23 protein-coding genes and 3 tRNA genes are annotated in these 26,138 nt (G+C 26.6%); 13 read left to right on the top strand and 13 right to left on the bottom strand.

What is annotated here, in order from left to right; translation table 11 throughout:
* Window positions 1-28 precede the first annotated feature (28 nt).
* On the bottom strand, window positions 29-1,075 hold the full coding sequence (gene pyrC, locus D9V69_RS01670) for a dihydroorotase (protein ID WP_158356602.1): 1,047 nt from the start codon (window positions 1,073-1,075) through the stop codon (window positions 29-31).
* A 165-nt stretch (window positions 1,076-1,240) separates the two neighbouring features.
* On the opposite strand from pyrC, the gene murJ reads away from it, so the two are divergent.
* The gene (gene murJ / locus D9V69_RS01665; RefSeq protein WP_158356601.1) at window positions 1,241-2,776 is read left to right on the top strand and encodes a murein biosynthesis integral membrane protein MurJ; all 1,536 of its coding nucleotides are present in this window, start codon (window positions 1,241-1,243) and stop codon (window positions 2,774-2,776) included.
* A gap of 227 nt (window positions 2,777-3,003) precedes the next feature.
* A complete protein-coding gene (locus D9V69_RS01660) occupies window positions 3,004-4,068 on the top strand; it encodes an OmpA family protein (protein ID WP_158356600.1) in 1,065 nt (354 codons plus the stop codon).
* Window positions 4,069-4,157: 89 nt separating this feature from the next.
* On the opposite strand, the gene D9V69_RS01655 is transcribed toward D9V69_RS01660, so the two are convergent.
* A tRNA-Ser gene (locus D9V69_RS01655) sits at window positions 4,158-4,242 on the bottom strand.
* 129 nt (window positions 4,243-4,371) lie between these two features.
* On the opposite strand from D9V69_RS01655, the gene D9V69_RS01650 reads away from it, so the two are divergent.
* Both D9V69_RS01650 and D9V69_RS01645 read left to right on the top strand, forming a co-directional pair.
* Window positions 4,372-4,442: transfer RNA gene (locus D9V69_RS01650), tRNA-Cys, on the top strand.
* A 15-nt stretch (window positions 4,443-4,457) separates the two neighbouring features.
* Window positions 4,458-4,542 (top strand) — tRNA-Leu (locus D9V69_RS01645).
* 21 nt (window positions 4,543-4,563) lie between these two features.
* On the opposite strand, the gene rsmC is transcribed toward D9V69_RS01645, so the two are convergent.
* A complete protein-coding gene (rsmC, locus tag D9V69_RS01640) occupies window positions 4,564-5,580 on the bottom strand; it encodes a 16S rRNA (guanine(1207)-N(2))-methyltransferase RsmC (RefSeq protein ID WP_158356599.1) in 1,017 nt (338 codons plus the stop codon).
* Window positions 5,581-5,800: 220 nt separating this feature from the next.
* Between rsmC and minC the strand changes: the two genes are divergently transcribed.
* Genes minC through minE form a run of 3 tightly spaced genes read left to right on the top strand, consistent with a single transcriptional unit; the run spans window position 5,801 to window position 7,619 of the window.
* The gene (gene minC, locus D9V69_RS01635) at window positions 5,801-6,526 is read left to right on the top strand and encodes a septum site-determining protein MinC (RefSeq protein WP_158356598.1); all 726 of its coding nucleotides are present in this window, start codon (window positions 5,801-5,803) and stop codon (window positions 6,524-6,526) included.
* A gap of 26 nt (window positions 6,527-6,552) precedes the next feature.
* Window positions 6,553-7,365, top strand: a complete 813-nt coding sequence (gene minD / locus D9V69_RS01630; protein ID WP_158356597.1) for a septum site-determining protein MinD — start codon at window positions 6,553-6,555, stop codon at window positions 7,363-7,365.
* 2 nt (window positions 7,366-7,367) lie between these two features.
* Window positions 7,368-7,619 carry a cell division topological specificity factor MinE gene (minE, locus tag D9V69_RS01625; protein WP_158356596.1) on the top strand — a complete coding sequence of 84 codons (252 nt, stop codon included), beginning with the start codon at window positions 7,368-7,370 and terminating at the stop codon, window positions 7,617-7,619.
* A gap of 150 nt (window positions 7,620-7,769) precedes the next feature.
* Here the strand turns inward: minE and tsaB are convergent, their stop codons facing one another.
* From tsaB to zwf, 4 genes are all read right to left on the bottom strand, one after another.
* The gene (gene tsaB / locus D9V69_RS01620) at window positions 7,770-8,441 is read right to left on the bottom strand and encodes a tRNA (adenosine(37)-N6)-threonylcarbamoyltransferase complex dimerization subunit type 1 TsaB (protein WP_158356595.1); all 672 of its coding nucleotides are present in this window, start codon (window positions 8,439-8,441) and stop codon (window positions 7,770-7,772) included.
* Between the two features lie 56 nt (window positions 8,442-8,497).
* Complete coding sequence (locus tag D9V69_RS01615; protein WP_158356594.1) at window positions 8,498-10,075, bottom strand: TerC family protein; 1,578 nt, start codon at window positions 10,073-10,075, stop codon at window positions 8,498-8,500.
* Window positions 10,076-10,733: 658 nt separating this feature from the next.
* The gene (gene htpX / locus D9V69_RS01610) at window positions 10,734-11,615 is read right to left on the bottom strand and encodes a protease HtpX (protein ID WP_158356593.1); all 882 of its coding nucleotides are present in this window, start codon (window positions 11,613-11,615) and stop codon (window positions 10,734-10,736) included.
* 174 nt (window positions 11,616-11,789) lie between these two features.
* Window positions 11,790-13,265 (bottom strand): glucose-6-phosphate dehydrogenase, encoded by a 1,476-nt coding sequence (zwf, locus tag D9V69_RS01605; RefSeq protein WP_158356592.1) that lies wholly within the window; start codon window positions 13,263-13,265, stop codon window positions 11,790-11,792.
* 272 nt (window positions 13,266-13,537) lie between these two features.
* Here zwf and pyk point away from each other — a divergent pair, with 272 nt between their 5' ends.
* On the top strand, window positions 13,538-14,980 hold the full coding sequence (gene pyk / locus D9V69_RS01600) for a pyruvate kinase (protein WP_158356591.1): 1,443 nt from the start codon (window positions 13,538-13,540) through the stop codon (window positions 14,978-14,980).
* A 30-nt stretch (window positions 14,981-15,010) separates the two neighbouring features.
* Here pyk and D9V69_RS01595 read toward each other — a convergent pair whose 3' ends face one another.
* From D9V69_RS01595 to D9V69_RS01585, 3 genes are read right to left on the bottom strand one after another with little or no spacing between them, the layout of a single operon-like run.
* The gene (locus D9V69_RS01595) at window positions 15,011-16,249 is read right to left on the bottom strand and encodes a peptidoglycan DD-metalloendopeptidase family protein (protein ID WP_158356590.1); all 1,239 of its coding nucleotides are present in this window, start codon (window positions 16,247-16,249) and stop codon (window positions 15,011-15,013) included.
* A 10-nt stretch (window positions 16,250-16,259) separates the two neighbouring features.
* Window positions 16,260-16,880, bottom strand: coding sequence for a metal ABC transporter solute-binding protein, Zn/Mn family (locus D9V69_RS01590; RefSeq protein ID WP_187308312.1), 621 nt, complete (start codon window positions 16,878-16,880; stop codon window positions 16,260-16,262).
* 5 nt (window positions 16,881-16,885) lie between these two features.
* Window positions 16,886-17,194, bottom strand: a complete 309-nt coding sequence (locus D9V69_RS01585; protein ID WP_187308311.1) for a metal ABC transporter solute-binding protein, Zn/Mn family — start codon at window positions 17,192-17,194, stop codon at window positions 16,886-16,888.
* 65 nt (window positions 17,195-17,259) lie between these two features.
* Here D9V69_RS01585 and znuC point away from each other — a divergent pair, with 65 nt between their 5' ends.
* Window positions 17,260-17,976, top strand: a complete 717-nt coding sequence (gene znuC / locus D9V69_RS01580; protein WP_158356587.1) for a zinc ABC transporter ATP-binding protein ZnuC — start codon at window positions 17,260-17,262, stop codon at window positions 17,974-17,976.
* Between the two features lie 29 nt (window positions 17,977-18,005).
* Window positions 18,006-18,797, top strand: coding sequence for a zinc ABC transporter permease subunit ZnuB (gene znuB, locus D9V69_RS01575; RefSeq protein ID WP_158356586.1), 792 nt, complete (start codon window positions 18,006-18,008; stop codon window positions 18,795-18,797).
* Here znuB and aspS read toward each other — a convergent pair.
* The 3 genes from aspS to trxB all read right to left on the bottom strand — a co-directional run bounded on the left by aspS (window position 18,794) and on the right by trxB (window position 21,970).
* Window positions 18,794-20,575: an aspartate--tRNA ligase gene (gene aspS / locus D9V69_RS01570; RefSeq protein WP_158356585.1), complete on the bottom strand. Its 1,782-nt coding sequence runs from the start codon at window positions 20,573-20,575 to the stop codon at window positions 18,794-18,796. The two genes, znuB and aspS, sit on opposite strands and share 4 nt — an antisense overlap.
* Before the next feature lie 94 nt (window positions 20,576-20,669).
* Window positions 20,670-20,888 (bottom strand): translation initiation factor IF-1, encoded by a 219-nt coding sequence (gene infA, locus D9V69_RS01565; protein WP_158356584.1) that lies wholly within the window; start codon window positions 20,886-20,888, stop codon window positions 20,670-20,672.
* A gap of 113 nt (window positions 20,889-21,001) precedes the next feature.
* Complete coding sequence (trxB, locus tag D9V69_RS01560; RefSeq protein WP_158356583.1) at window positions 21,002-21,970, bottom strand: thioredoxin-disulfide reductase; 969 nt, start codon at window positions 21,968-21,970, stop codon at window positions 21,002-21,004.
* A gap of 395 nt (window positions 21,971-22,365) precedes the next feature.
* Here trxB and serS point away from each other — a divergent pair, with 395 nt between their 5' ends.
* The 3 genes from serS to aroA all read left to right on the top strand — a co-directional run bounded on the left by serS (window position 22,366) and on the right by aroA (window position 26,128).
* Window positions 22,366-23,649 (top strand): serine--tRNA ligase, encoded by a 1,284-nt coding sequence (gene serS, locus D9V69_RS01555; RefSeq protein WP_158356582.1) that lies wholly within the window; start codon window positions 22,366-22,368, stop codon window positions 23,647-23,649.
* A gap of 38 nt (window positions 23,650-23,687) precedes the next feature.
* Window positions 23,688-24,773 (top strand): 3-phosphoserine/phosphohydroxythreonine transaminase, encoded by a 1,086-nt coding sequence (gene serC, locus D9V69_RS01550; protein ID WP_158356581.1) that lies wholly within the window; start codon window positions 23,688-23,690, stop codon window positions 24,771-24,773.
* A 68-nt stretch (window positions 24,774-24,841) separates the two neighbouring features.
* Entirely contained in the window at window positions 24,842-26,128 is a 1,287-nt protein-coding gene (gene aroA, locus D9V69_RS01545) for a 3-phosphoshikimate 1-carboxyvinyltransferase (RefSeq protein ID WP_158356580.1), read from the top strand.
* Window positions 26,129-26,138: the final 10 nt, after the last annotated feature.

Below are 26,138 nucleotides of genomic sequence, written 5' to 3'. Positions count from 1 at the left end.
AATATGAATAAAAAATATAATTTATTGATTAAGTTTTCATAGACCAGTGCAAAGTTTTTCCTGATAAAAATGGAATGATTTTCTTTTTTCCTATATTAATTTTATTGAGTATTTTAAATGGTTTTTTTACTAATGTTACTGTTTCAGTATTAATAGGCATATTATAAAAATTAGGTCCATTTTCTGAGCAAAATGCTTGAAAATGTTTCAAAGCATTAAGTTCTTCAAACACTGTTATATAACATAATAAAGAAGATGGAGCATTAAATATTCCAGGACGTCCAAAACAATGAATTTTATTTTTATTTAAATGTGGCGCGGTATCACTACCTAAAAAAAAATGTTTATCTCCATTAGATACAGCTTGTCTTAAAGCCTGTTGATGTGTTCGTTTTTTCAATATTGGTAAACAATATAGATGTGGCTGAATGCCTTTTAAAAACATATCATTTCTATTTAACATTAAATGATGAGGTGTAATTGTTGCAGACAAATATTGTTCATCATGTTTTTTAACATATTCTACTGCATCTTTCGTTGTAATATGTTCTAATATTATTTTTAATTTTGAAAATTTTTTGCGCAATGGTTCTAATATGTTTTTTATAAATTCTGATTCTCTGTCATAAATATCAATATTTTTATCATTATCTTCACCATGTATCAGTAATGGCATGCTAATATCTTCCATACATTGTAAAATATGATTTATATCATTAATATTTTTAATACCATTTTCAGAGTTAGTCGTGGAAGATTTCAAATATAATTTAGCAGCTACAAATATTTTTTTATAAAATCCATATTCCAATTCTTTGGAAGTTGTAAATGGAGTTAAATAACAGGTCATTAGCGGTTGAAATGTAGAATTGAATTTTATAGAATTTAAAATTCTGTTACGATATGCAAGACTTTTAACACAATTTGTAATAGGATCTTCAAGATTTGGCATAATGATGGCCCTTTTATAAAATTGCGCCGTGTATTTAATAACTTTTTCTAAAATTTTACCATCTCTTACATGAACATGCCAGTCGTCTGGTTTTATTATTGTGATAGTTTTTAATTCAGTCATTGAACTTTATTCTCCATATTTATTAAATAATGATTTTTTAGAAACTCATGCAGGTTATTTTGATCTTTTAATATAGTAAATATTAGTTTTTGAATCAAAAATAATTTTTTAGATATCTCGTAAATTTTAAAAAAATTGTTTATAAGTCATGGGTTATATTTGAGAATGAATCTTTTAAAATCTTTAATATCAGTTAGTTTGATGACTTTGATATCTCGTATATTAGGTTTTATTCGAGATATCTTAATTGCAAGTATTTTTGGTGTTTCTATTTTTACCGATGCTTTTTTTGTGTCTTTTAAAATTCCTAATTTATTACGTCGTATTTTTTCAGAGGGTGCATTTTCTCAAGCATTTGTTCCAGTGCTCATGGAGTATAAATCCAATCATAATAAAAAAAAATTGCGTGAATTTATTTCTTCTACATTAGGTTGTATGTGTTTTTTTTTATTTATAGTTACAATATTAGGAATGTGCTTTTCTAAATTTTTAATTTTAATAAATGCACCAGGTTTTATAAATTTTCCAGAAAAATTGAATTTATCTGAACATTTATTACAAATTATGTTTCCTTATATTTTTGTGATTTCTTTATCTTCATTATGTTCATCGATTCTCAATAGTTGGAATTTTTTTTCTGTACCGGCTTTTTCTCCTATATTTTTAAATATAAGCATTATTTTTGTCTCTGTTTTTTTTAGTTCTTTTTTTAATCCATCTGTGCTTTCTTTAGCATGGGCTGTAATTATAGGAGGTTTGTGTCAACTGTTTTATCAACTACCTTTTTTATATAAAATTAACATGTTAGTTGTTCCTCATTTTAATTGGCATAACCGTGGGCTTATAACAGTACTAAAAAAAATAGGGCCTGCAATATTAGGATGTTCTGCTACCCAAATATCTTTAATATTAAATACTATTTTTAGTTCATTGTTAAATGCTGGATCAATATCTTGGATATACTATGCTGATCGTTTAGTAGAGTTTCCTATTGGCATTTTAGGTGTACCATTAAGTACTATATTATTTACTGCTCTTACGAACAGTTATAAAAAAAATAGAATCTTAGAAGGTTTGCATCTTCTAAATTGGGGATTTCGCATCAGTGTAATTTGTGCTGTACCTGGTGCTGCGCTTCTTTTTTTTCTTGCAAAACCAATTATTATCGTTCTTTTTCAATATGGAAAATTTACAGATTTTGATGTTTTAATGATAGATCAAGTATTAAAATATTATTCGTTTGGTTTGATCGCTTTTATTTTAGTAAAAATTTTTTCTGCTGCTTTTTATGCTTGTGAAGCGATCAACGTGCCTATGAAAATTTCATTTTTTACTCTAATTGTCACACAGTGTATGAATCCATTTTGTATTTTTTATTTTCAACATGCCGGACTCGCTTTATCAATTAGTATTGCTAGTTGGATAAATTTAGCCTTACTTTCTCGAGAGTTGTACAGAAGAAAAATGTTATTTTTTACAATAAACGAATTAATTTTTATTGTACGTATTATATTATCAACATTATTTATGATTTTGATTTTATCAATTATGTTAAAATTTATGGTTTTTTCATATTTTGATTCCTTATTGAGTAAAATTACACGCTTGGTATTTGTTTTTTTTGTATCTGGATTTGGATATTTATTAATGTTGCATTTTTTAGGAATACGTTTGCTGGCTTTATCTTATAACATTTCTTAACTGAATCATTTTTACATTAATGATATATTACCATTATATATAATTGTTAATGTATGATTAATGTGATATTTGCTATATAATATATAATCGTTAATAAATATTTTTTTGTATGGTTTTTAATGAATTGTTTAATGAAAAAATTAAATCAATTATATGCATAATGTTAAAAATGATATTTTATGTAAGAAATTTCATTTAATTTTTTTTAACAATAAAGGAGTTTCATAATGAAAAAAAAAGTTCTTGCTATTTTGTTTTTTGTATTAGCAAGTTTCGTAAATTATGTGCAAGCTACAGAACAAAATGGATGGTATTTTGGGACAAAATTAGGCTGGTCTTATATCGATCCTTTTCAATTAAAGTATAATAGTCATATCAAGCAATCTAAAATTGTTAAAGATGACTTTAGTGTAAAAGAAAAATTTAGCGCTCCTATAATCGGTCTATTTTTAGGATATGAAGTCAATCCTTATTTATCTTTTGAAGTAGATAATAGTACTAATGGATTTTTCCCACATAAAATATTTGATAAATATACCAGATATATGCAATCACATAGTCTTGAATTAACAACAAAACTGTCTTATCCAATTACGGATTCGTTTCATGTTTATACTAGATTAGGTGGTTTTGCTTTTTGGAGTGATCTTCTTTCTCAAAAGGAATTAAGAGATACATTTACTAAAGATAGTATTATATACCCTAGTGTTTCTTTAGGTGCAGAATATGTATTTGATAACCAACTTATTACTAGACTAGATTATACATGGAAAAATAAGGTTAAAAAAATAATAGATTCATCATGGAAACCACCTTTAGGAAATGCAATTTTTTCCTTAGGATGGAAATTTGGTAATTCTGATATGGATCTTATTTCATTATATGATGATGTTAATTCAAATAGTGAATCGTATCCGGTTCTGAATGAACAAATTAATTTTTCTTTTGATAGTGCAGATTTAAAACCAATATCTTATGATAAACTTAATAAATTAGATGATGACATTCAAAAAATGAAATTAAAAAATATTTCCATTGTGCTTTCAGGTCATTCAGATAGAATAGGTAATCAAGAATATAATCAAACGTTGTCCGAAAATCGTGCTTACAGCATTAAGAATTATTTGACATCTCGAGGATTTTCTAGAGATAGTATTACGGTGCAAGGCATGGGTAAACAATATCCACTAACTAATCAAGTATGTAACGATATCAAAAATAAGTCTTTGTTGATAAGTTGTTTAGCACCTGATCGTCGTGTAGAAATTGAAATTTTATCAAATACAAAATAAAATATTTTTTTGTATGTTGTGTAAAAAATTTAAGGTAGGAAGATAAAACAAAAATATTGAAAATATTTTTTTGATGTATTATTTTTTTTCGGAGAGAGAGAGATTCGAACTCTCGGACGATTTCTCGTCGGCGGTTTTCAAGACCGCTGCCTTAAACCACTCGGCCACCTCTCCAAACAATTATTATATTAAATCATTATATGATGAATTGCAAAAGTATTTTTCGATTTGATTTTGATTAAAATTGATGTAAAAAATTTTTTGTTTGTAATTTTTGTTTTTTTTTCTTATAATAACAATATAGGCGTGTTGACAGATTGGATATGTAGCGGATTGCAAATCCGTATAACCCGGTTCGATTCCGGGATACGCCTCTAAAATTTTATTAAGCCCGGATGGTGAAATTGGTAGACACAAGGGACTTAAAATCCCTCGGCTTTTATGGCTTTGCGGGTTCAAGTCCCGCTCCGGGTAAAATAAACTTGATATTTTTATTCAATTTAAAAACGTTTGATAAACTTGATATTTATAATTTTTTTCTATTATGTCAAAATGTTTGAATATTTTTTTTAAAAAAATATCATATTTAAAACAGCTATTTACGACAAATCTCAATTCTCCTTTTGGTTTTAAATATTGCACCGATTCAAATATAATCGTTTTTATTGTGTTAAAATTAGTTGCTAAATCTTCATGAAAGGGTGGATTAGAAATAATTAAGTCAAATTTTTCAAAAATATTTGAATATATATTGCTAGCAATTATTTGACCCTTGAACTGGTTAATTTTAAGAGTTTCTTGACTGCATTTTAACGCAATTACATTATTATCTGTTAAAGTTACAAGAACATTTGGTGAGCAATTTAATAAACATACCGACAAAAAACCTGTTCCACTACCCATATCTAAAATTTTTCCATTCATATTTTTTGAAAAAGTCGAAGCTAATAGTTTACTACCTTCATCTATTTTTTTATGACCAAAAACACCAGGTAAAGATTTTATATATAAATTATTCCATGTGTGTATTTTAAAAAAATTATGCAACGTGAATTGTATTGTTTTTTTAATAGATCCTGTCATCAATATAGAATGCTTTGCGTTATCTATTTTTTTTAATTTAATCCATGGTTGCAAAATTTTCGATGCACTTTTTATTCCACTTGAATTGTTTCCAACGATAAATACACGAGTATTTAATGATAAACACGATAGAGCATTTTTTAATTGAAATTCTGCTTCTTTTTTATTTTTAGGCCAGTAATAAATTATTGTGTTGCAATCCTGGATTATATTTTTTGAAATTAATATAGTGTTATAAATATTAATATTTTTGATATTTTTTTTTTGAAAACATAAATAATCGTTATATTTATAAAAGTGAATTTTTGTCTGATCAGTTAACAAGTATATAGGTAAAACATCTTGTATATTGCCAAAAAAAAACACTTTTTTTGTTTCAAATTGTTTTGCATGACGTAATATTATTTGACTATTTTGAGATAATAACAAAATTAGATTTGTCCTTGTTCATTTTAATATATTTATATTGTTTTAAGCGCATTTTTTAATAATTTGATATTTAAAAAATAGCAATTGTTATCATATAATATTTATATTATAATTTGTTTTGAATAATATTTATTAATTCTTTAATATTAAATTATCTTTACATATTATATAAATAATAAATTTTCACATGCATATCAGTAAAAATTCTTGAGCAATCAATATGCAAAAAAAATCTATTGAAATTAAAGGTAGCAGTTTTACATTACTAGTACTTTATTTACATGATCACAATATAGAATTAATAAATAAATCATTATATGAGAAAACTCAAGAATGTCCGAATTTTTTTAAAAATGCACCCGTAATTGTTAACATTTCAGAAATATGTAATGTTGCAGACTGGAAAAAAATTCAAAATATTATTATTTCTCATGGTTTTTTTGTTTTAGGTGTTAGCGGTTGTAATAATGATTCTTTAAAAAAAAGCATTATAAATTCAGGTTTGCCTGTTTTATCAGAAAATAAAAACAGTTTTCATCATAATATAGATATTTTTTATAGCAAATCTCATGTTTCTATTTTGAAAAAAAAGAAAAATCACACAACAAAAAAAACAGAAAAAACTCATATTGTAGATATACCAGTACGTTCAGGTCAAAAAATTTATGCAAAAAATGCCGATTTAATAGTTGTGAATAACGTTAGTGCTGGCGCTGAATTAGTAGCAGATGGAAACATTCATATTTATGGTGTTGTTCGAGGTAGAGTTCTTGCAGGTGCTGATGGAGATACTACAAGAAAAATATTTTGCACAGGATTATTTGCAGAACTCGTTTCTATATCTGGAGAATATTGGCTATCAGATCAAATACCATCAGAATTTATCGGAAAATCAGCTCAAATTTACTTAAAAAATCAATTTTTAACTATCAATTCTCTCAGTTAAGTGTATTTTTTTAAGGATTTTTTTATATGACACGGATTATTGTAGTGACTTCAGGGAAAGGAGGCGTAGGTAAAACTACTTCAAGTGCAGCTATTGCAACTGGTTTAGCAAAACAAGGCAATAAAACCATTGTTATAGATTTTGATATCGGATTAAGAAACTTAGATTTAATAATGGGATGCGAACGTAGAGTTGTATATGACTTTATTAACGTTATTCAAGGTGATGCAACGTTAAATCAAGCGTTGATAAAAGATAAAAAGACAAAAAACTTATTTATTTTACCGGCATCACAAACTCGCGATAAGGATGCTTTAACATACATAGGAGTAGAAAATATTTTAGAAGAACTTATCAAAATGAAATTTGATTTTATTATTTGTGATTCACCAGCAGGAATAGAGACTGGAGCAATTTTAGCTATATATTTTGCAGATGAAGCTATCATTACTACAAATCCTGAAGTGTCTTCAGTAAGAGATTCTGATCGAATCTTAGGAATTGTCTCATCTAAATCAAAAAGAGCAAAACAAAATAAAATTCCTATAAAAGAACATCTTTTACTAACGCGTTATAATCCTACACGTGTTAAAAAAGGAGAAATGTTAAGTATGAAAGATGTTGTAGAAATTCTTCAGATACCTGTTATTGGCGTCATTCCAGAAGATCCGTCTGTTCTTCGTGCATCAAATCAAGGTGAATCTATAATATTAGACGTTCGTTCTAATGCAGGGCAGGCTTATTACGATACTGTAGATCGATTATTAGGTAAACAACGTAACTTTCGTTTTGTTGAAGAAGAAAGAAAAAGTTTTTTACAACGTTTATTCTGGAGATAAAGATGGCTTTATTAGATTTTTTTTTGTCTCGACATAAAAATACTGCTAATGTCGCAAAAGAAAGACTACAAATAATTGTTGCAGAACAAAGAAAATATAATAGTGAACCAGATTATTTTCCGGAATTAAAACGAGAAATATTATCTGTAATTTGTAAATATGTAAATATCGAACCTAATATGATAACAGTACAGCTAGAACAAAAAAATGAACAAATTTCTATATTAGAATTAAATATTGTATTACCCGATTAGTTATTTTAACTTAAAAAAAATATTTCATTGTTATAACAAAATACAATTTTTTTTAAATACATTTAATACTACAATATTAATTGAATATAATCAATACTGAATATATTTCATTTTTTTTTCAGTATTGATTTTTTAAGAAATCTTTTAACCTTATATATTAAACTTTTTATCTAAATAATTAATATTGCTATTTATAGAAAAATTATGTTCTTTTTTTTGAATTTTTAATAATACAAATGGAATAATATCTTGAGCATTAGGAAAAAAATATTTGATATTTTTGATTTGTGGAATTCTTGCATAACAACAGATTTTTGATGGGTTACTCACTACAGTCCATATTTTTTTTAAAGACTGTATTTTATTTTGAATTTTTGTTTTTTCAATAACGGTTTCCGTTTTTGATCCAGTCCAAATAGATTCTGTATTTCTTATATATTGCCCCCAATAAACATTTTTTTTTTGAGTGTTCAACAAGATAATTATTTCTTTTTTTTGATATTTTCGCCATGCTTGTTGAGCCATGATAGATAAAGTAGATACGCTCATTATAGGAATATTTAAACTTAAAGATAAACTTTGTGCAATACTTGCTGCAAAACGAATACTAGTGAAGTTTCCAGGTCCTTTTGCAAAGGCAATGTAATTCAAATCATGTAATTTTGTGTTGGTTTGAAGTAATATTTTTTGAAGCATAGGTAACATTTTTGTAGTATGTTTTTTTTTACAGTATTCTTGTATTACTTGAATATCATGGTTTTTATATATAGCAAATGAACAAGAATCAATTGAACTATCTAGTGTTAAAATTGTATTGGACATAATGTTCTCAAAAAACATCTATTTTTAGAAAAAATATAAGTATAAAAAATATTATTTTAAATTTTTATAAAATCATCTTTTTTTTGAATAATTCTAACTAGATCAACTCGGTATTCTGTGGCTTTTACGATATGAAAATCAAAAGGATGAATACAAATAATTTCTCCTGTAATGGGTAACTGACCTTTTTGTGCAATTAATAATCCTCCTAAGGAAGCATAATTACTTTCTTTAATCAACTCTTCAGTATTTAAAAGTTGTTGTAATGAATGTAAATCCGTTTCACCTTTTACTAACCAACTATTATTTTCTTTTATAATATCCGGCGTTTCATCTGCATCTGGAAATTCCCCTGCAATAGCTTCTAAAACATCTAATGGAGTGATTAATCCTTGAACTACACCAAACTCATTACTAACAATAACAAAACTTCCTTGAGCTCGACGAAGAACACCAAGAAGATCAATCGGATCTAACGTGTCTGGTATTATAATGGGTAATATTTTACTTGCAAAAATAGATACATCTATTTTTTTTTCAAGAGCTACTAATAATTCTTTAGCTCGGACGATGCCTATTATTTCATCTAATTCTCCTTTACACACTGGAAATAAACTATGAGGTGTATCTAGTAATTGCATTCTAATTTCATCGGTATTTTTTTCAGTATTAACCCAAGATATATTTCTTCTTGGAGTCATGATACTTCTAACAGATCTTCCTGCTAAGGTTAAAACTCCATTAATCATATATCTTTCTTCATCTTTAAACGTTTCTATTTTTTTTGAAGATTGAATAGATTTTGTTTTTTGATCGTTATTGTGTTTAATACTATTAATTTTGCTAATGTTATTTTTTTCTCCTACCATTAAACGTAAAATGACTTCTGCTGCTCTTTGTCGCATGGGTCTTCTAGATTGATTTTTCATGAAGTTATGACGAGCTATTTGATTGAATATTTCAATTAATACTGAAAATCCTATTGCTGCGTATAAATATCCTTTTGGTATAGAAAAATTTAAAGCTTCTGTAACCAAACTAAAACCTATCATTAGCAAAAAACTTAAGCAAAGTACAACTACTGTTTGATGAAGATTGATAAAGTTAGTGAGTGTTTTCGAGGCAAATAACATTAATATTGTTGCTAAAATAACAGCTATCATCATGATTAACAATTGGTTTACCATTCCTACAGCTGTTATTATTGCATCTAAAGAAAATACAGCGTCTAGAATGACTATTTGAATAACTACTGCCCAAAATCCTGCATAATTTTTGTTTTCTGAGGTTTCATGAGGATTACTTTCTAATCTTTCATGTAACTCCATTGTAGTTTTACATAATAAAAATAAACCGCCAAATAATAGAATGATATCACGTATTGATAAAGAGAAAAATTGATTTAAAATAATAGGATACGTTAGTGTAACTATCCAAGATATTAATGATAACAGTGCTAAACGCATTACCAGAGCTAATCCTAATCCAATTAAACGTGCTTTATCTCTTTGATCAGGAGGTAGTTTTTCTGATAAAATTGCTACAAAAATTAAGTTATCGATTCCTAATACTACTTCTAAAATAATTAGTGTTAACAATCCCGCCCAAGTTGACGGTTCTAAAAAAAACTCCATCAGAAAAGCTCCGTATAAAAATAGGACAATATATAATACAAATAATGTCTGACATGTATTATGTCTCTCAATAAATATGTTTTATATTATTACATTATATGTATAAAGTTAAAAACTTTTTGAATCAAATTAGGTTACATAAATATGTGAGAGTCTTCAATAATTCAGCTATACATAAATATATTATGATAAAAACTTATTAAATTTTTGATACATTCTTCATTATTTAAAACGCTGAATGTCAATAGATATTTAGCGTTTAAATATCACATTTGTTATAAAAAATACAAATTTACCTTAAAATTAATTGTTTTTTATGGATAATGGATGTTTAGGAGATGTTATTGTGCTGTTATGTTTTAATATATTAGTTAAAGTGGTCAATATTTTTTTAAACGTTGTGTAAAAAAATATAGAAATATTTGAAATATTTTTTTGTTTTTTTAGGATGAAGCGTTTATAAAAATCATTATGAATAGATATTTTGCGATTTTAACACAGATTGTTTTGTAATATCAAAAAAAACATTATTTTTTAAAAGTATATAATAGAATAAAGATGCTAATATTGTTATTCACAAAAAATTATTTAAATAATATAAATATTATTTTTTTCTCTTAATAGAAATATGTTGCTTCTACTAAGAGAATTACAATAGTTATGACATATATGTTTTATTATATAAAGCGTTTATTCGCGTTTCTAAAGAAGGATGAGATGCAAATAGTTTTAAGAAAGAATTTGATTTTCCATTAATACAAAACGCCATTATGTTTTCAGATTCTTGAGGTTCATAACTGGTTTTTAATTTTTTTAATGCGGCAATCATTTTATCACGACCTACTAATTTCGCAGATCCAGCGTCTGCATAAAATTCACGATGTCTAGAAAACCACATTGTAATCATGCTTGCCAATACACCAAACAGTAGTTCTAAAATTGTAGAAATCACAAAGTATATAAATGAATTTTTAGTTTCTTCATTATCATTATTTCTATTATTTGAGATAATATTACTGATAACTTGTGATAATATTCTTGATATAAAAATAACAAAAGTATTAACTATACCTTGAATTAATGTCATTGTAATCATATCACCATTAGAGATATGACTGATTTCATGAGCAATAACTGCTTCTGCTTCATTTCGCGTCATATTTGCTAATAATCCTGTAGAAATAGCAATTAATGCTGAATTACGACGAGATCCTGTTGCAAAAGCGTTTATATCAGAAGCTTGATATATTGCTATTTGTGGCATCAAAATGCCTTTTTTAATAGATTGTTCTCGTATTATTTTCATTAACCAAATCTCTGTTTCGTTACGTGGTTTTGTGATGATTTCACCGTTCACAGAACGTAATGCAATCCATTTTGATAAAATCAATGATATGATAGCACCACTAAAACCAAACAGACTTGAAATAATTAGTAATCCATAAATACTATTAGACTGAATACCTATCAAATTAAGAATCAGACTAAATACCAACATTACTGCTAAATTAGTTAATAAGAAAAGAATAACACGTATCATGAGATATTATTTTCCTCGATTAGCAAAAGTATACAATTATATGAAAATTAAATATATTTAAACAAGTAAAGTGTTTATGTGACATATCATTATGATTTGATATACATTTATATATAAAATAAATTGTTTTTCAACCTAACATAGTTTTCTAAGCTAAGTCAAGATAGATGATCTTTAATTAAATTGATTCCAAAATCGATCATCTTGATTAATTAAAAAATCTGATTTTTTTGGACCAAAAGTACCGCAAGGATATAATTCTATTATATTTTCTTGATTTTTTTTCCAAGCTTGTACAATAGGATCTACCCATTTCCATGATGCCTCTATTTCTTCACGGGAAACAAATAAAGCTTGTATACCTCTCATACTTTCTAATAACAATCGTTCATAAGCATCAATAAAAATTTTAGGATTTTCATTAAAAACATGAACAAATTCTAATTTATTCTTTTCTAGTTGATATTCTTGATCTAGTCCTATTTTTTTATTTAAAAAATCAAATGTGATATTTTCATGAGGTTCTAAACGTATGATTAATTTATTTTGAAAATTCTTCAAATTAGAACTTTTAAATAAATTGATAGGATTTTTTTTGAAAAAAATTACTATTTCAGAATATTTTTTTGCTAAACGTTTGCCTGTTCTTAGATAAAATGGTACACCGGACCATTCTTTATTATTAATATTAATTTTTAGAGCTACAAAAGTTTCTGTGTCACTTTTTTCTTTTTTAGGATTTTCTTCTAAATAAGAACATGTATTTTTACCATTTATCTGTCCTGAAGAATATTGACCTCTCACTGTATTTTGATGAGCGTTGTTTATGTTAATGGGAACTAAAGATCTCAAAATTTTTAATTTTTCATTTTTAATATTTTTAGATGTAATGGTTTTGGGTTTTTTCATTGTTATAATAGTTAAGATTTGTAAGAGATGGTTTTGTACCATATCTTTCATTTGTCCCATTTTATTAAAGTAATTCCATCGATCTTCGATTCCGACTTCTTCAGAAACAGTAATTTGCACATGATCAATTGTGTGATTGTTCCAATTATTAAAAAGACATGAGTTTGCAAATCTTAATGCAAATAAGTTCAGTATTGATTCTTTTCCAAGATAATGATCAATACGGAAAATTTGCGATTCTAAAAAATATTTAGATATCTGATTATTAATCTGTTTTGATGTTTTTAAACATATTCCTAATGGTTTTTCTAAAACTATACGTGATGAAATAAGATTTAAGTTAGCATGTTTTAAACCTTCAAAAATAGAACTTAATGTATCAGGTGGCACAGCGCAATAATAAATAGCTATGTTTTTTTGTTGATTTAATATATTTTTTAATCTAAAAAAATGTAGTTTTTCATGAACATCTATATTACAAAAATATAAACGAGAACTAAATTTTTTCCAAACGATATTATTGAGCTCTTCATTTAAAAAAGTTTTTATTGCTGTTTTGGCTATTTTTATATATTCTTGTATATTCCAGTTGGCACGTCCTGCAGCAATAATACGGGTATTCTTATCTATTTTATTTAATTTTTCTAATTTATATAATGCAGGTAATAGTTTTCGTTTTGACAAATCTCCTTTTGCACCAAAAATTACTAAATCGCAAGCTTGATTTCTTTCTGTAATCATAACCTTCTCGTTTTGTTTAAAAAAATGTATATTATGCATATAAAGTTGAACGTTTTAATATAATACAAGAAATATTGTTGCAAAAAATATTGATTATTTTAGGTATAATATTGCATTATAGAAAACGTGAATATTACGTATATTAATGTTTCTAAAGAGTTCAATCAATATAAATATTTTATTTTTACTTGCTTGAGAAATATTAAAATTATAAAAATATTTCATTTAATAACGTTAAATATTTTTAATATATCTAATAAAAAGGTTTTTTTATGTTAACCCGTCTAAGAAGAACAAAAATTATTGCTACATTAGGTCCATCGACAGATATTGATAATAACCTTGAAAAATTGATGCTTGCAGGAGTTAATGTATTACGATTAAATTTTTCGCATGGTTCGATCGTAGAACATAAATTAAGAGCAAAAAAGGCAAGAGCAATAATGAATAAGTTAAATTATCATGTTGCATTACTCGGTGATTTGCAAGGACCAAAAATTCGTATTTCTAAGTTTAAAAAAAACAAAATCTTTTTAAAAACAGGTAATTTTTTTATATTGGATACTTTATTGAAGGAATTTGATGGAACCGAAGAAAGTGTAGGTATTGATTATAAAAAATTACCCAATGATTTAAAATCAAATGATATCTTGCTATTAGATGATGGCAGAATACAATTACAAGTCTTGCAAGTTACTGATAACAAAATTTTTACAAAAGTTGTTATCGGAGGAATACTTTCTAATAATAAAGGTATTAATAAATTAGGTGGTGGTTTATCAGCAGATTCTTTGACATTAAAAGACAAAAAAGATATTGTTGTTGCTGCTGAAATTGATGTAGATTATCTAGCTGTGTCCTTTCCAAGATGTAGTAATGATTTAAAACAAGCTAGAAAATTAGCTAAAAAATTTCATAGTAATGCTAAAATTATTGCTAAAATAGAGCGTGCTGAAGCAGTGATGAATCAACAAGTAATAGAAGAAATTATTCTATCTTCTGATGGAATTATGATAGCTAGAGGAGATTTAGGTGTTGAAATTGGAGAATCAGAATTAGCTGGAATTCAAAAAAGATTAATTCGAACCGCTAGAAAATTAAATAGAATAGTTATTACAGCAACGCAAATGATGGAATCGATGATTCTGAATCCATCTCCTACTCGCGCAGAAGTGATGGATGTAGCCAATGCTGTGCTCGATGGAAGTGATGCAGTCATGCTGTCTGCTGAAACCGCATCTGGAAAATATCCATCAGAAACAGTAATGAAAATGTCAAACATTTGTCAGGGAGCTGAAAAAGTACCAAGTATTAACGTATCTAAACATCGTCTTAACGTTATGTTTGATAATATTCAAGAAGCTATTGCGATGTCTGCTATGTATGCAGCTAATCATTTAAAGGGTATTACCGCAATCATTACATTAACTGAATCTGGCAAAACACCATTAATGACATCAAGAATTACTTCCGGATTACCTATTTTTGCTTTATCAAAACATAAAAAAACTTTAAACTTATCCAGTTTGTATAGAGGTGTGACACCTATATATTTTGATACTAAATTTAATGGATTTCAAGCATCTGATGAAGCGATTACTCTTTTACGTAAAAAGAATTTTTTATGTATCGGTGATTTGGTTATCATTACTCAAGGAGATTTAATGAGAAAAAAAGGAAAAACAAATACTATAAAAATTCTAAGAGTAACATAATTATTTTTTTGTATCAGCATATATTCATTTTTAAATTATAGTTGTATTTAAAGCAAAAACTATTTTTTTAGAATCATTAATATAAATTTTTTTTTCTTTTTCTGTTAATGTATCACAAAAAAGATTCTTTACATTTAAAGGATCAACTGCTTGATTATTAATCCAAATTTCATAATGTAGATGAGGACCTGTAGTTCTTCCGGTATTTCCCGATAAAGCAATTTTTTGTCCTATTTTTACATTGTCTCCTTGTTTAACTAAAATTTTTTTTAAATGCATGTATCGAGTTATACAAAAATCATCATGTTTTAATACAATATAGAATCCAGATATTTTATCAAAATGTGTTTTTATAATCTTGCCATTAGTAGTAGAAAAAATAGGCGTTCCTTTTGGCATCGCTAAATCTATTCCTAAATGACGAGAAACATGATGTGTTACCGGATGCAGACGATGTAAATTAAATTTAGAAGAAATACGATATTTCTTTAGTAAAGAAAGATCAATCCATTTTTGTTGTTTATTACATCCATTAATATCATAAAAATGTCCATTACATGCTCTTATTGAGTAATATGTTTTTCCAGCATTATTTAACTTTACACCTAATAATATATTTTTATTACATTGAAAATTATGCAAAAAAACTATATGAAAAACACTCCCTATATTCAGTTTATGAAAGTTTACTTGCCATTTGAAAGCTTGAACAACATTCATAATATCATGTTGATTTAATCCTATTTTTGATGCGCTGCTAAAAAAATTTGATTTTTTTTTGATAAAGATGTTTTTATAGATTAAATCATCTTTTAAAACATTATTTACCATTATGAAATTATGATTATTTTTTTTGTATATTTTTTTTTTCAAAGGAGAAATAATCCATTTTAATTCTAATAATTCATTAAACTCATTTGTTTTCCAATATAATTCTTGATTTGGTTGAATGTTATTTAAAATTGCATTATCTTTTTTAATTAATGTGAAAATGTCTTTTGTATTAACACCTGATTTTATCAGTAATGAAGTGATATTTTCTCCTTTTTGTACTATATGTTTATACTGTTTATTTTGATATGCTAAAACATTGTTAGAAAATGGTTGAATTGGCGTTATTTTGTTCATTAACATGCTTACATGTTGATTTTTTTCTAAAACATTACAACCAGAAAAAACGATCGATATAACTAAAATATTAGTTAAAAAAATCATTTTATTATAAAAACAATAGCAATAAAATAAAAATGTTTTATCAATCTGCTGCACGTTTTGTTCCTTAATGTTTATTCAAGCAACGAATATATTGATTAGATAGTTGAAAAAGAAATTTTATATAACTATCTTGACTTAATGGTATACTTGTACCAAGAGGATCAAGCACACATGTACGAATATTAGTTCCGCGTGTTATAATGTTAATAATATTCGTATTAAATTGTGGCTCTATAAAGATACAACTGGCTTGATGTTTTTGCAGATTTTTTTTGATGTCATACAACTCTTTGACGCCCGTTTGAATACCAGGAAAATTTATAAATGCTTTTAACGGATAAATTTTATAATATTTTTCAAAATATTGATAGGCGTTATGAAAAACAAAATATTTTTTTTCTTTAATAGAATGCAGTTTGTTCTTAATTTTTTTTTCAATAAACATCATTTTTTTTTTAAATGTTTTTAAATTTTGATCAATTAAATATTTTTTTTTAGGAATGATGTTTATTAACATATCATGTATAGCAATCGCAGATTCTATGGCAATTGGAGGTGATAACCAAATATGCATATCGTATGACAAATCATCTAGTTTTTGATTTTTTGGTATGGTATTTAGTTGTTTTTTTTGTTTTTTTAGCACCTTAGAATTATGTAGCAAAAATGTTTTAATTTGTTTCAAGCGACTCAATTCAATATTTTTTTTTTAAAACGGTATATGATCTTTTTAAAATATTTCGGTTCAGCAGTATTACCAATAAAAACTATAAAATCAGCATTTTTTATTTTTATAACGTCTAATGGACGCAATGAATAATTGTGCATTGTGGAGTAGTTTGGAACGATTACTTCAACTGAAGTAATGCCATGTGCAATAGCTGATGCAATAAAACCTAATGGTTTTATTATTGTTACTATTGTAGCATTAGCATAATTTGATAGAACACACAATATACTTATCAATAAGCATTGAAAAAAATGTTTTTTGTTTAACATAATATTTATTTTCATCTCTAACAATATTGTTTATAATATTAAAAATTAAAAATAATGTATAAAATATGATTGAATTAATTAAATTAAAAAATGTTTTTGTAGACTTTGATGATCGTTCAATTCTTTCAAATATTTCATTGTCGTTAATTTCTGACCGTATTCTAACTCTAATTGGACCGAATGGTGCTGGAAAATCTACTTTAGTGCGTATTATATTAAGATTAATAAAACCCACTTCAGGAACAATTGATTATTCATCAAATTTATCTATTGGTTATGTTCCGCAAAAATTATATTTTAATACTTTACTTCCAATAACAGTAGAACGCTTCATGAAATTATCTCTTAAAATTGATACAAAAAAAATATTAAATATTTTACAACGTGTCAAAGCAGATCGTTTAAGATATCTTCAATTGAAACATTTATCCGGTGGAGAAATTCAAAGAGTTCTTTTAGCTAAAGCACTGTTAAAAAGTCCCAATTTACTTGTTTTAGATGAACCCACTCAAGGTGTGGATATAACAGGACAATTAGACTTATATAAATTAATTAATGAAATTCAATCTGAATTAAATTGTGCTATTTTGATAGTTTCTCATGATTTAAATTTTGTCATGGCTAATACCAAATATGTTATTTGCTTGAATAATCATATTTGTTGTTCTGGAACACCAGAAACTGTTTCGAAAAATTTAGAATTTATATCTATATTTGGCTCAAAAAATATTAAAGATTTTGCTATTTATTATCATCGCCATAATCATATTCATACTTTTTGAACAAATCATTAAATTATAAAGTAGGTTTTATGTTTGAATTAATTTTTCCTGCATGGTTATCCGGAATAATACTATCTTTGATCACTGGTCCGTTAGGCTCCTTTATAGTATGGAGAAAAATGTCATCTTTTGGTGATACATTATCTCATTCTGCCTTGCTTGGTGTATCTTTATCAATAATATTTAACAGTAGTACTTTTTTTGTTGTATTTTTTACGATAACTGTTCTGGCAATTATTTTAGCATGGTTAGAAGAAAGATTACCTTTTGCATTAGATACCATAATAAATATTATATCACATACTTCACTAGCTTTAGGGATAGTTTGCATGAGTTTAATGTCAAACAATTATCCACAGCAAATAGATATAACAAATTATTTGTTTGGTGACTTATTAGCAGTAACAGAATCAGATTTGATAATAATGGGCATTGGAGCTGTAATAGTACTTAGTGCTTTAATTTTTTTTTGGAATTCTATTTTATTATCGACTATAAATGAAGAATTATCCAAAATAGATGGTGTAAATCCTTTTTTTTGCCGTTTAGTAGTAATGTTAATGACAGCGTTAACAATTTCTATGTCTATTAAATTTGTAGGTGCTTTATTAATTACATCTTTATTAATTATTCCTCCGGCTACTGCCCAAAATGTTTCTGAATCACCAGAGAAAATGGTAATGATTGCCATTATAGTGAGCATGATGTCTGTTACAGGAGGCATACTTTGTTCTATTTATTATAATACTCCTCCTAGTCCTTCTATAGTTTTATGCGCTGCTTTTTTTTGTTTATTAAGCAATATTAAAAAAATTTTTTAAAAATCTTTATATTTTTGCTTTATGTTTAATTTTATTCCCAGTTCTTGTAATGTTGATTTATCTAATTTACTTGGAGATTCAGTCATTAAACATGTTGCAGACGTTGTTTTTGGAAATGCAATCACGTCTCGAATATTTTTGCTATTAGTTAACATCATCACTATTCTATCTAATCCTAACGCTATTCCTGCATGAGGAGGAGCGCCATATTCTAGAGCTTCTAAAAAAAAAGAAAATTTGTTCTTTTGAATATGTTTTTCCATGCCAAGTATATCAAAAATTTTTCTTTGCATATTCGCATCATGAATTCGCACAGATCCTCCTCCGATTTCATATCCATTGATTATTAGATCATAACTATCTGAAATAGCAAAATGAGGTTCATTTTTTAATTTATTCACATGATGCTTTTTTACTGCAGTAAAAGGGTGATGAGAAGAAGAATAATTCCCTTGTGAATCTTTTTCAAACATTGGAAAATTTTTAATCCAAACAGGGTTCCATTGACTTTTTTTCACAATATTGAAATCGTTGCCTATTTTTATACGCAAAAGACCTAAGGCTTTATTAACAATATTTTCTTCATCAGCCATTAAGAAAAGTATATCTCCATTTTTTGCTTTGCTCTTTTTAATTAACTGTTCAAAAATCTTTTTGTTTAAAATTTTTGTTATAGAACTCGAAATGCTTTGATCTTCATCGTATGTTTTTTTTATTTTTATATAAAATAATTTACTTGAATGATTTTTTCTTATATATTCTATATAATTATTGATAATTTTTCGACTTATTTTTAATTTTTCAGAAACACATAATAATGCTATACGATTATTTTTTTGACAATTTAAATTAAAAAATAATTGAGATTTTTTATTTTTAAAAATGTTCAATACATCAATAATTTCCATAGGATTGCGTAAATCAGGCTTATCCGTTCCGTATTTTTTTATTGCGTCTTGAAAAGACATGACAGGAAATTTATTAAGTTTAATATTAAGAGTTTTTAACCAAATATGTTTAATAAGTTTTTCTGTTAAATTTCGAATTTGATAAGAATCAACAAAAGACATTTCAATATCAATTTGAGTAAATTCCGGTTGTCGATCTGAACGCAAGTCTTCATCTCTAAAACATTTAGTTATTTGATAGTATTTATCAATTCCGGAAATCATTAATAATTGTTTAAATAATTGAGGAGATTGAGGTAAAGCATAAAATTTTCCATGATAATTACGACTAGGTACTACATAATCTCTAGCACCTTCTGGAGTAGATTTCGTAAGAATAGGAGTTTCAATATCTAGAAAATTTTTTTTTGTCATAAACGTTCGTATTAAATAATTCACGTTATTTCTTATTTTGAGATTTTCTAAAATATCTAATCGACGCAAATCTAAGTATCTGTATTTTAATCTAGCATCGTCGTAATTATGCAAATTGATATAATCTAAGGGTAGTGCCTTAGAAGTATTAAGAATATTTAAATGTGATGCTAAGATTTCTATATTTCCAGTATTGATTTTTGAGTTTATATTTTTTTCTTCTCTTTTTCTAACACATCCAAAAATTTGAATACAAAATTCATTTCTTAAGGTAGTGGCAATTTTAAATGCTATATAATTTTTGCATTCGAATATAACTTGAATAAGACCGGTAGAATCCCTCATATCAATAAAAATAAATTGACCAAAATTTCTTATTTTATGCACCCATCCACATAGTTTAATGATTTTATTAACATCTTGTATTTTAACGTTTCCACAATATTTAGTACGCATAAATTTTCTTTAAATTTTTTTAACTAGGAATAATAGATTTATACTATTAAAAAGAACTATAAAATTTTCAATGGCTTTTAATAAAACAATATTATTATCGACTTCTAAAAATAATTCTACCCTTACTCAAATCATAAGGAGTTAATTCTACAGTCACCTTATCTCCTGTTAAGATTCTAATATAATTTTTTCTCATTTTTCCAGAAATATGTGCAGTGACTACATGTTTATTTTCCAATTCAACACGAAACATGGTGTTAGGCAAAGTATCTATAACTATTCCTTGCATTTCAATATTTTCTTCTTTCGTCATAAGTCTCCCAAAATCTATTTTTTCTCTATAAAATATCAATATTATTTTCAGCATAGCAGATGAGATTGCTTTTGACTAGTAAGTTTTATCTTGAACATATCTATGAAAACGTTTTAAGAATTGATAGTATTCAAATAACGTTCACTATCTAATGCAGCCATACAACCACTAGCTGAAGATGTAATCGCCTGTCTATATACATGATCTACGACATCACCTGCAGCAAAAACCCCAGGTACACTTGTTTGGGTAAAATTTCCATGTATTCCACTTTTAATAATAATATAACCATTGTTCATTTTTATTTGATTAATGAAAATTTCAGTATTTGGTTCGTGTCCAATTGCAACAAATAATCCAGAAATGGCCAGATTAAAAATTTTTTGTTCTGTTTTTAGTTGTGTTTTTTTGAGTACTAAATTAGTTACTCCACAAGAATCTCCTAAAATGTCTTGTATAGTAGTATTTAAATAAAGAGATACTTTATTCTCTTGTATTTGTTTTGCTAATCTATCAAGCAAAATTTTCTCTGCCTTAAAATGAGTTCTTCGGTGAATTAAATGTACGTGTTTGACAAGATTAGATAAATATAGTGTTTCTTCTACTGCTGTATTACCCCCTCCTACTACAGCAACTTCGTTATTTTTGTAAAAAAATCCATCACATACTGCACATGTTGACACTCCTCTTCCTTGAAATTTTTTTTCTGATGTTAATCCTAAGTAACGAGGGTTTGCTCCAGTAGCAATAATTACTGAATTTGCAGTATATTTATTTTTTTCACCTTGTAAGAAAAATGGGTATTCTTCAAAATTAACTGCATGTATATGATCAGATATAATATTTGTTTTAAAATTCATAGCATGTTGATGCATACGATGCATTAGTGTAGCGCCATCAATTGATGTAATATCTCCAGGCCAATTTTCAATCTCATTAGTGTTCATGAGTTGACCACCCTGATTATTTCCAGTAATTAGCACAGGTTTTAAATTTGCTCTTGCAGCATATATAGCAGCAGTGTAACCTGCAGGTCCTGAACCTAATATCATTAGGTTGTTATGTTGGATATCATCTTGCATAGTTTTATCCTAAAAATGCTATTATTATTGATAATAATTTTGATTTTTTTCTTTTTAAAAACAAATATTTAAATAGTTTCTTAATGAAGATAAAATCAGTAGTTATTTAAAAATAATTTTTATGTTATATTTTTAAAAAGAACTTAATTTTTTAGAAATAATTCATTTTAGTCTACAACGTTTTAAAAAGTTTTGTAATATCTTTGATAAAAAATTTCAAATATCTATGTTTTTAGATAAATAATTTTTTTCTAAATTTTTTTGAAAGATAGAAATGATAATGATATTTAAATGTAATTAAAAAATATTATCATATGAAAATATATAATAAAATTGTATACATAATCATTTTTTAAATAATATTTCTTTCTGATTATAAAGAGGTAAAAAATATTATGCTGGATCCTAATTTGTTACGAAATAAATTAAATTTATTATTACAACAATTATTAAAAAAAAATTTTAGATTAGATATCGAAAAAATATCTTCTCTGGAAAATCAGCGTAAAAAATTGCAAATGGAAACAGAAACGTTACAACATAAACATAATGTTTTATCAAATCTATTCAGGGATCAGAAAAATCTTGATCAAAAAAATCAAACATTAATGAATAAACTGTTAAAATTAAGTAACAGGATAAATTGCTTAAAAATGACACTAACTTCTTTGCAAGAACAAATTTATAATTTCTCTATGTGCATACCTAACATTCCTGATGATGATATTCCAAATGGCAAATTATCAATTGATAATAAAGAAGTAAAACGTTGGGGTGAAAAAAGAAAATTTCATTTTATAATTAAAAATCATCTAGAAATAGGCAATAAAAATAAAGAATTAGATTGGAAATCTTCTGTAAAAGTGTCAGGATCAGGTTTTGTTATAATGAAAGGAAATATGGCACTTTTACATCGAGCATTAATTCAATTTATGTTGGATACACATACTTTAAAACATGGATATAAAGAGGTTTATGTTCCGTATTTAGTTCATCCCAAAGCTTTATATGGAACAGGGCAATTGCCAAAATTTTCCGATGATTTATTTCATATTCATTTAACAAATAAAACTGATTACATATTAATTCCCACTGGCGAAGTGCCATTAACAAATTTTGTTTATAATGAAATAATTGATGAAAAAGATCTACCAATTATGTTAGTAACGCATACTCCTTGTTTTCGATCAGAATCTAATTCTTACGGACGTGAAGTTCAAGGATTAATTAGATTGCATCAATTTGAAAAAGTGGAATTAGTACAAATTGTTCATCCGGAAACATCTATGAATATTTTAGAAAAACTGACTAATCATGCAGAAATAATTTTACAAATGTTAAATTTACCATATAGAAAAATGCTCTTATGTGCTGGCGAAACAGGTTTTTCTGCAGCTAAAACTTATGATTTAGAAGTATGGTTTCCCTCTCAAAACAAATATGTTGAAGTATCTTCTTGTTCTAATATGACTGATTTTCAAGCACGTCGTATTAAAGCTCGTTATAAAACTAAAGATCAGAAAAAAAAATTTTTTGTACATACTTTAAATGGTTCTGGTTTAGCTGTTGGTAGAACTTTAGCTGCTATATTAGAAAATTATCAACAACCTGACGGTAGTGTAGAAGTGCCTGCAATCCTGCAAAAAAAATATATGCAAGGATTAAAATTTATTAACTAATAATTAATATAATATTTAAAAAATTGATTGGTGAAAAAATGAGTGATGTTTATAATTTTAGCGCTGGTCCTGCTATGATTCCTAAAGAAGTTCTTTTTCAAGCAAGAGAAGAATTGCAAAATTGGAAAAAATGCGGTTCGTCGATTATGGAAATTAGTCATCGTAGTGAAAGATTTATGCAAGTAGCTTTAGAGTCAGAACAAGATTTAAAAGATTTATTAAATATACCTGACTCCTATAAAGTTTTATTTTGTCATGGAGGAGCTAGGGGGCAATTTTCTGCTGTTCCTATGAATTTATTAAATAATATGAAGCATGTTGATTATATCAATAGTGGTTATTGGTCGCAATGTGCATTACTTGAAGCTAAAAAATATTGCATTCCTAATAATATATCTATACAAACAACAATCAATAAAAAAATAGCTCTTTTGCCAATTGATCAGTGGAATATAAATCGTAATTCAGCATACGTTCATTATTGTCCAAATGAAACTATACAGGGTATCTCTATTCATGAAGAGCCACTTTTACACAATAAAATAATTGTTGGAGATTTTTCATCGTATATTTTATCACGTTCAATTAATATTGAAAATTATGATTTGATTTATGCAGGTGCACAAAAAAATATTGGACCATCCGGCATAACAATAGTAATTATTCGAAAAAAATTAATAACCGATGCAATGAAAGAAATACCTACTATTTTAGATTATAAAACAATATCAAAACATAATTCCATGTTTAATACTCCATCTACATTTTCTTGGTATTTATCTGGATTAGTTTTTAAATGGTTAAAAAAAATTGGTGGCATCAAGAAAATAGAAAAATTGAATCAACTAAAATCAGATTTGTTATATAAAAAAATAGATTCCAGTGATTTTTATGTTAATAATATACATTATAGTAATAGATCAAAAATGAATATTGTCTTTTATTTGCGTAATTCTCAATTAAATGATGTTTTTTTAAAAGAAGCATCCGTTTTTGGTTTAACTGCATTAAGAGGACATCGTATAGTAGGTGGAATACGTGCATCAATTTATAATGCGATGCCATTAGAGGGTGTTAATGCTTTAATAAAATTTATGTCATATTTTGAAAATCGATATGGATAAATTATTGCATTATCATTATAAAAACATTATTTTGATTTATTTTTTATTTCTCAGAGCGTATAAATATCATGCAAGATTTTATCCATTTAAAACCGATATCGTATATTAATGGCACTATTAATTTACCTGGATCAAAGAGCATTTCAAATAGAGTATTATTACTTTCATCAATATCACAAGGGACGACACATCTAAAAAATTTATTAGATAGTTATGATACTCAATATATGTTGCAAGCATTAAAAGATTTAGGTGTTCATTACTCTTTATCTAGAAATAAAAAACAATGTCAAATGATAGGTATGGGTCAAGCCTTTCAAATAATAAATCCCATGACATTATTTTTAGGCAACGCAGGAACAGCAATTCGACCATTATTAGCTATATTATCATTAAGAAAAAATGATATTACTTTATGTGGAGATAGCAGAATGCATCAAAGACCTATTAGACATCTTGTTGATGCTTTAAGACAAGGAGGTGCTATTATAGAATATCTCCATAATGAAGGATATCCTCCAATACGTACTCAAGGAGGTTTTGCAGGTGGGTATATTAGATTAAATGGAAAGATTTCCAGTCAATTTTTAACATCATTATTAATTGCGGCTCCATTAGCGTTAAAGGATACGTCCATTTTTATAGAAGGTGATTTAGTTTCTAAACCATATATTGATATCACAATCAATTTAATTAAATCTTTTTCAGTGAATATTACACATGATTCTTATAAGACTTTTTATATTAAAGGGCGACAACAATACAAAACGCCAGGTTCTTATACAATCGAAGGTGATGCCTCTTCTGCTTCATACTTTTTAGCCGCTGCTGCAATTAAAGGTGGTACAGTTCAAGTTCAGGGTGTTGGAAAAAATAGTATACAAGGGGATATTGGTTTTGCAAATGTTCTTGAAAAAATGGGTGCAATAATACATTGGAATCATGATTCTATTAGTTGTACTTATAATCAATTGCATGGAATAGATTTAGATATGAATCATATTCCTGATGCAGCAATGACAATAGCAATTGTTGCACTCTTTTGTCAAGGCACTACAATAATTAGAAACATATATAATTGGAGAGTCAAGGAAACGGATCGTTTATCTGCTATGGCTAGAGAATTAAGAAAAATCGGAGCTACTATTATAGAAGGTAAAGATTTTTTATCTATCGCTCCACCTTCAGTATTTCAATATGCAAACATCAATACTTATAATGATCACCGTATTGCAATGTGTTTTTCACTCATATGTTTATCTGGAACTGGAGTAAACATTATAAATCCAAGTTGTACTTCGAAAACGTTTCCGTCCTACTTTAAAAAATTTTTATCTATTTGTAAGAATAGCTAATTTTAGTCTT

Source organism: Buchnera aphidicola (Hyadaphis tataricae), assembly GCF_005081445.1.
GTDB classification, from domain to species: Bacteria; Pseudomonadota; Gammaproteobacteria; order Enterobacterales; family Enterobacteriaceae; genus Buchnera; species Buchnera aphidicola_AE.
This window is presented reverse-complemented; position numbering and strand designations above follow the sequence as displayed.

Coding starts and splice junctions, on each gene's coding strand:
- pyrC (WP_158356602.1), bottom strand. CDS start 1,075: ATGACTGAATTAAAAACTATCACAATAATAAAACCAGACGACTGGCAT.
- murJ (WP_158356601.1), top strand. CDS start 1,241: ATGAATCTTTTAAAATCTTTAATATCAGTTAGTTTGATGACTTTGATA.
- D9V69_RS01660 (WP_158356600.1), top strand. CDS start 3,004: ATGAAAAAAAAAGTTCTTGCTATTTTGTTTTTTGTATTAGCAAGTTTC.
- minC (WP_158356598.1), top strand. CDS start 5,801: ATGCAAAAAAAATCTATTGAAATTAAAGGTAGCAGTTTTACATTACTA.
- minD (WP_158356597.1), top strand. CDS start 6,553: ATGACACGGATTATTGTAGTGACTTCAGGGAAAGGAGGCGTAGGTAAA.
- minE (WP_158356596.1), top strand. CDS start 7,368: ATGGCTTTATTAGATTTTTTTTTGTCTCGACATAAAAATACTGCTAAT.
- tsaB (WP_158356595.1), bottom strand. CDS start 8,441: ATGTCCAATACAATTTTAACACTAGATAGTTCAATTGATTCTTGTTCA.
- D9V69_RS01615 (WP_158356594.1), bottom strand. CDS start 10,075: ATGGAGTTTTTTTTAGAACCGTCAACTTGGGCGGGATTGTTAACACTA.
- htpX (WP_158356593.1), bottom strand. CDS start 11,615: ATGATACGTGTTATTCTTTTCTTATTAACTAATTTAGCAGTAATGTTG.
- zwf (WP_158356592.1), bottom strand. CDS start 13,265: ATGATTACAGAAAGAAATCAAGCTTGCGATTTAGTAATTTTTGGTGCA.
- pyk (WP_158356591.1), top strand. CDS start 13,538: ATGTTAACCCGTCTAAGAAGAACAAAAATTATTGCTACATTAGGTCCA.
- D9V69_RS01585 (WP_187308311.1), bottom strand. CDS start 17,194: ATGTTAAACAAAAAACATTTTTTTCAATGCTTATTGATAAGTATATTG.
- znuC (WP_158356587.1), top strand. CDS start 17,260: ATGATTGAATTAATTAAATTAAAAAATGTTTTTGTAGACTTTGATGAT.
- znuB (WP_158356586.1), top strand. CDS start 18,006: ATGTTTGAATTAATTTTTCCTGCATGGTTATCCGGAATAATACTATCT.
- aspS (WP_158356585.1), bottom strand. CDS start 20,575: ATGCGTACTAAATATTGTGGAAACGTTAAAATACAAGATGTTAATAAA.
- infA (WP_158356584.1), bottom strand. CDS start 20,888: ATGACGAAAGAAGAAAATATTGAAATGCAAGGAATAGTTATAGATACT.
- trxB (WP_158356583.1), bottom strand. CDS start 21,970: ATGCAAGATGATATCCAACATAACAACCTAATGATATTAGGTTCAGGA.
- serS (WP_158356582.1), top strand. CDS start 22,366: ATGCTGGATCCTAATTTGTTACGAAATAAATTAAATTTATTATTACAA.
- serC (WP_158356581.1), top strand. CDS start 23,688: ATGAGTGATGTTTATAATTTTAGCGCTGGTCCTGCTATGATTCCTAAA.
- aroA (WP_158356580.1), top strand. CDS start 24,842: ATGCAAGATTTTATCCATTTAAAACCGATATCGTATATTAATGGCACT.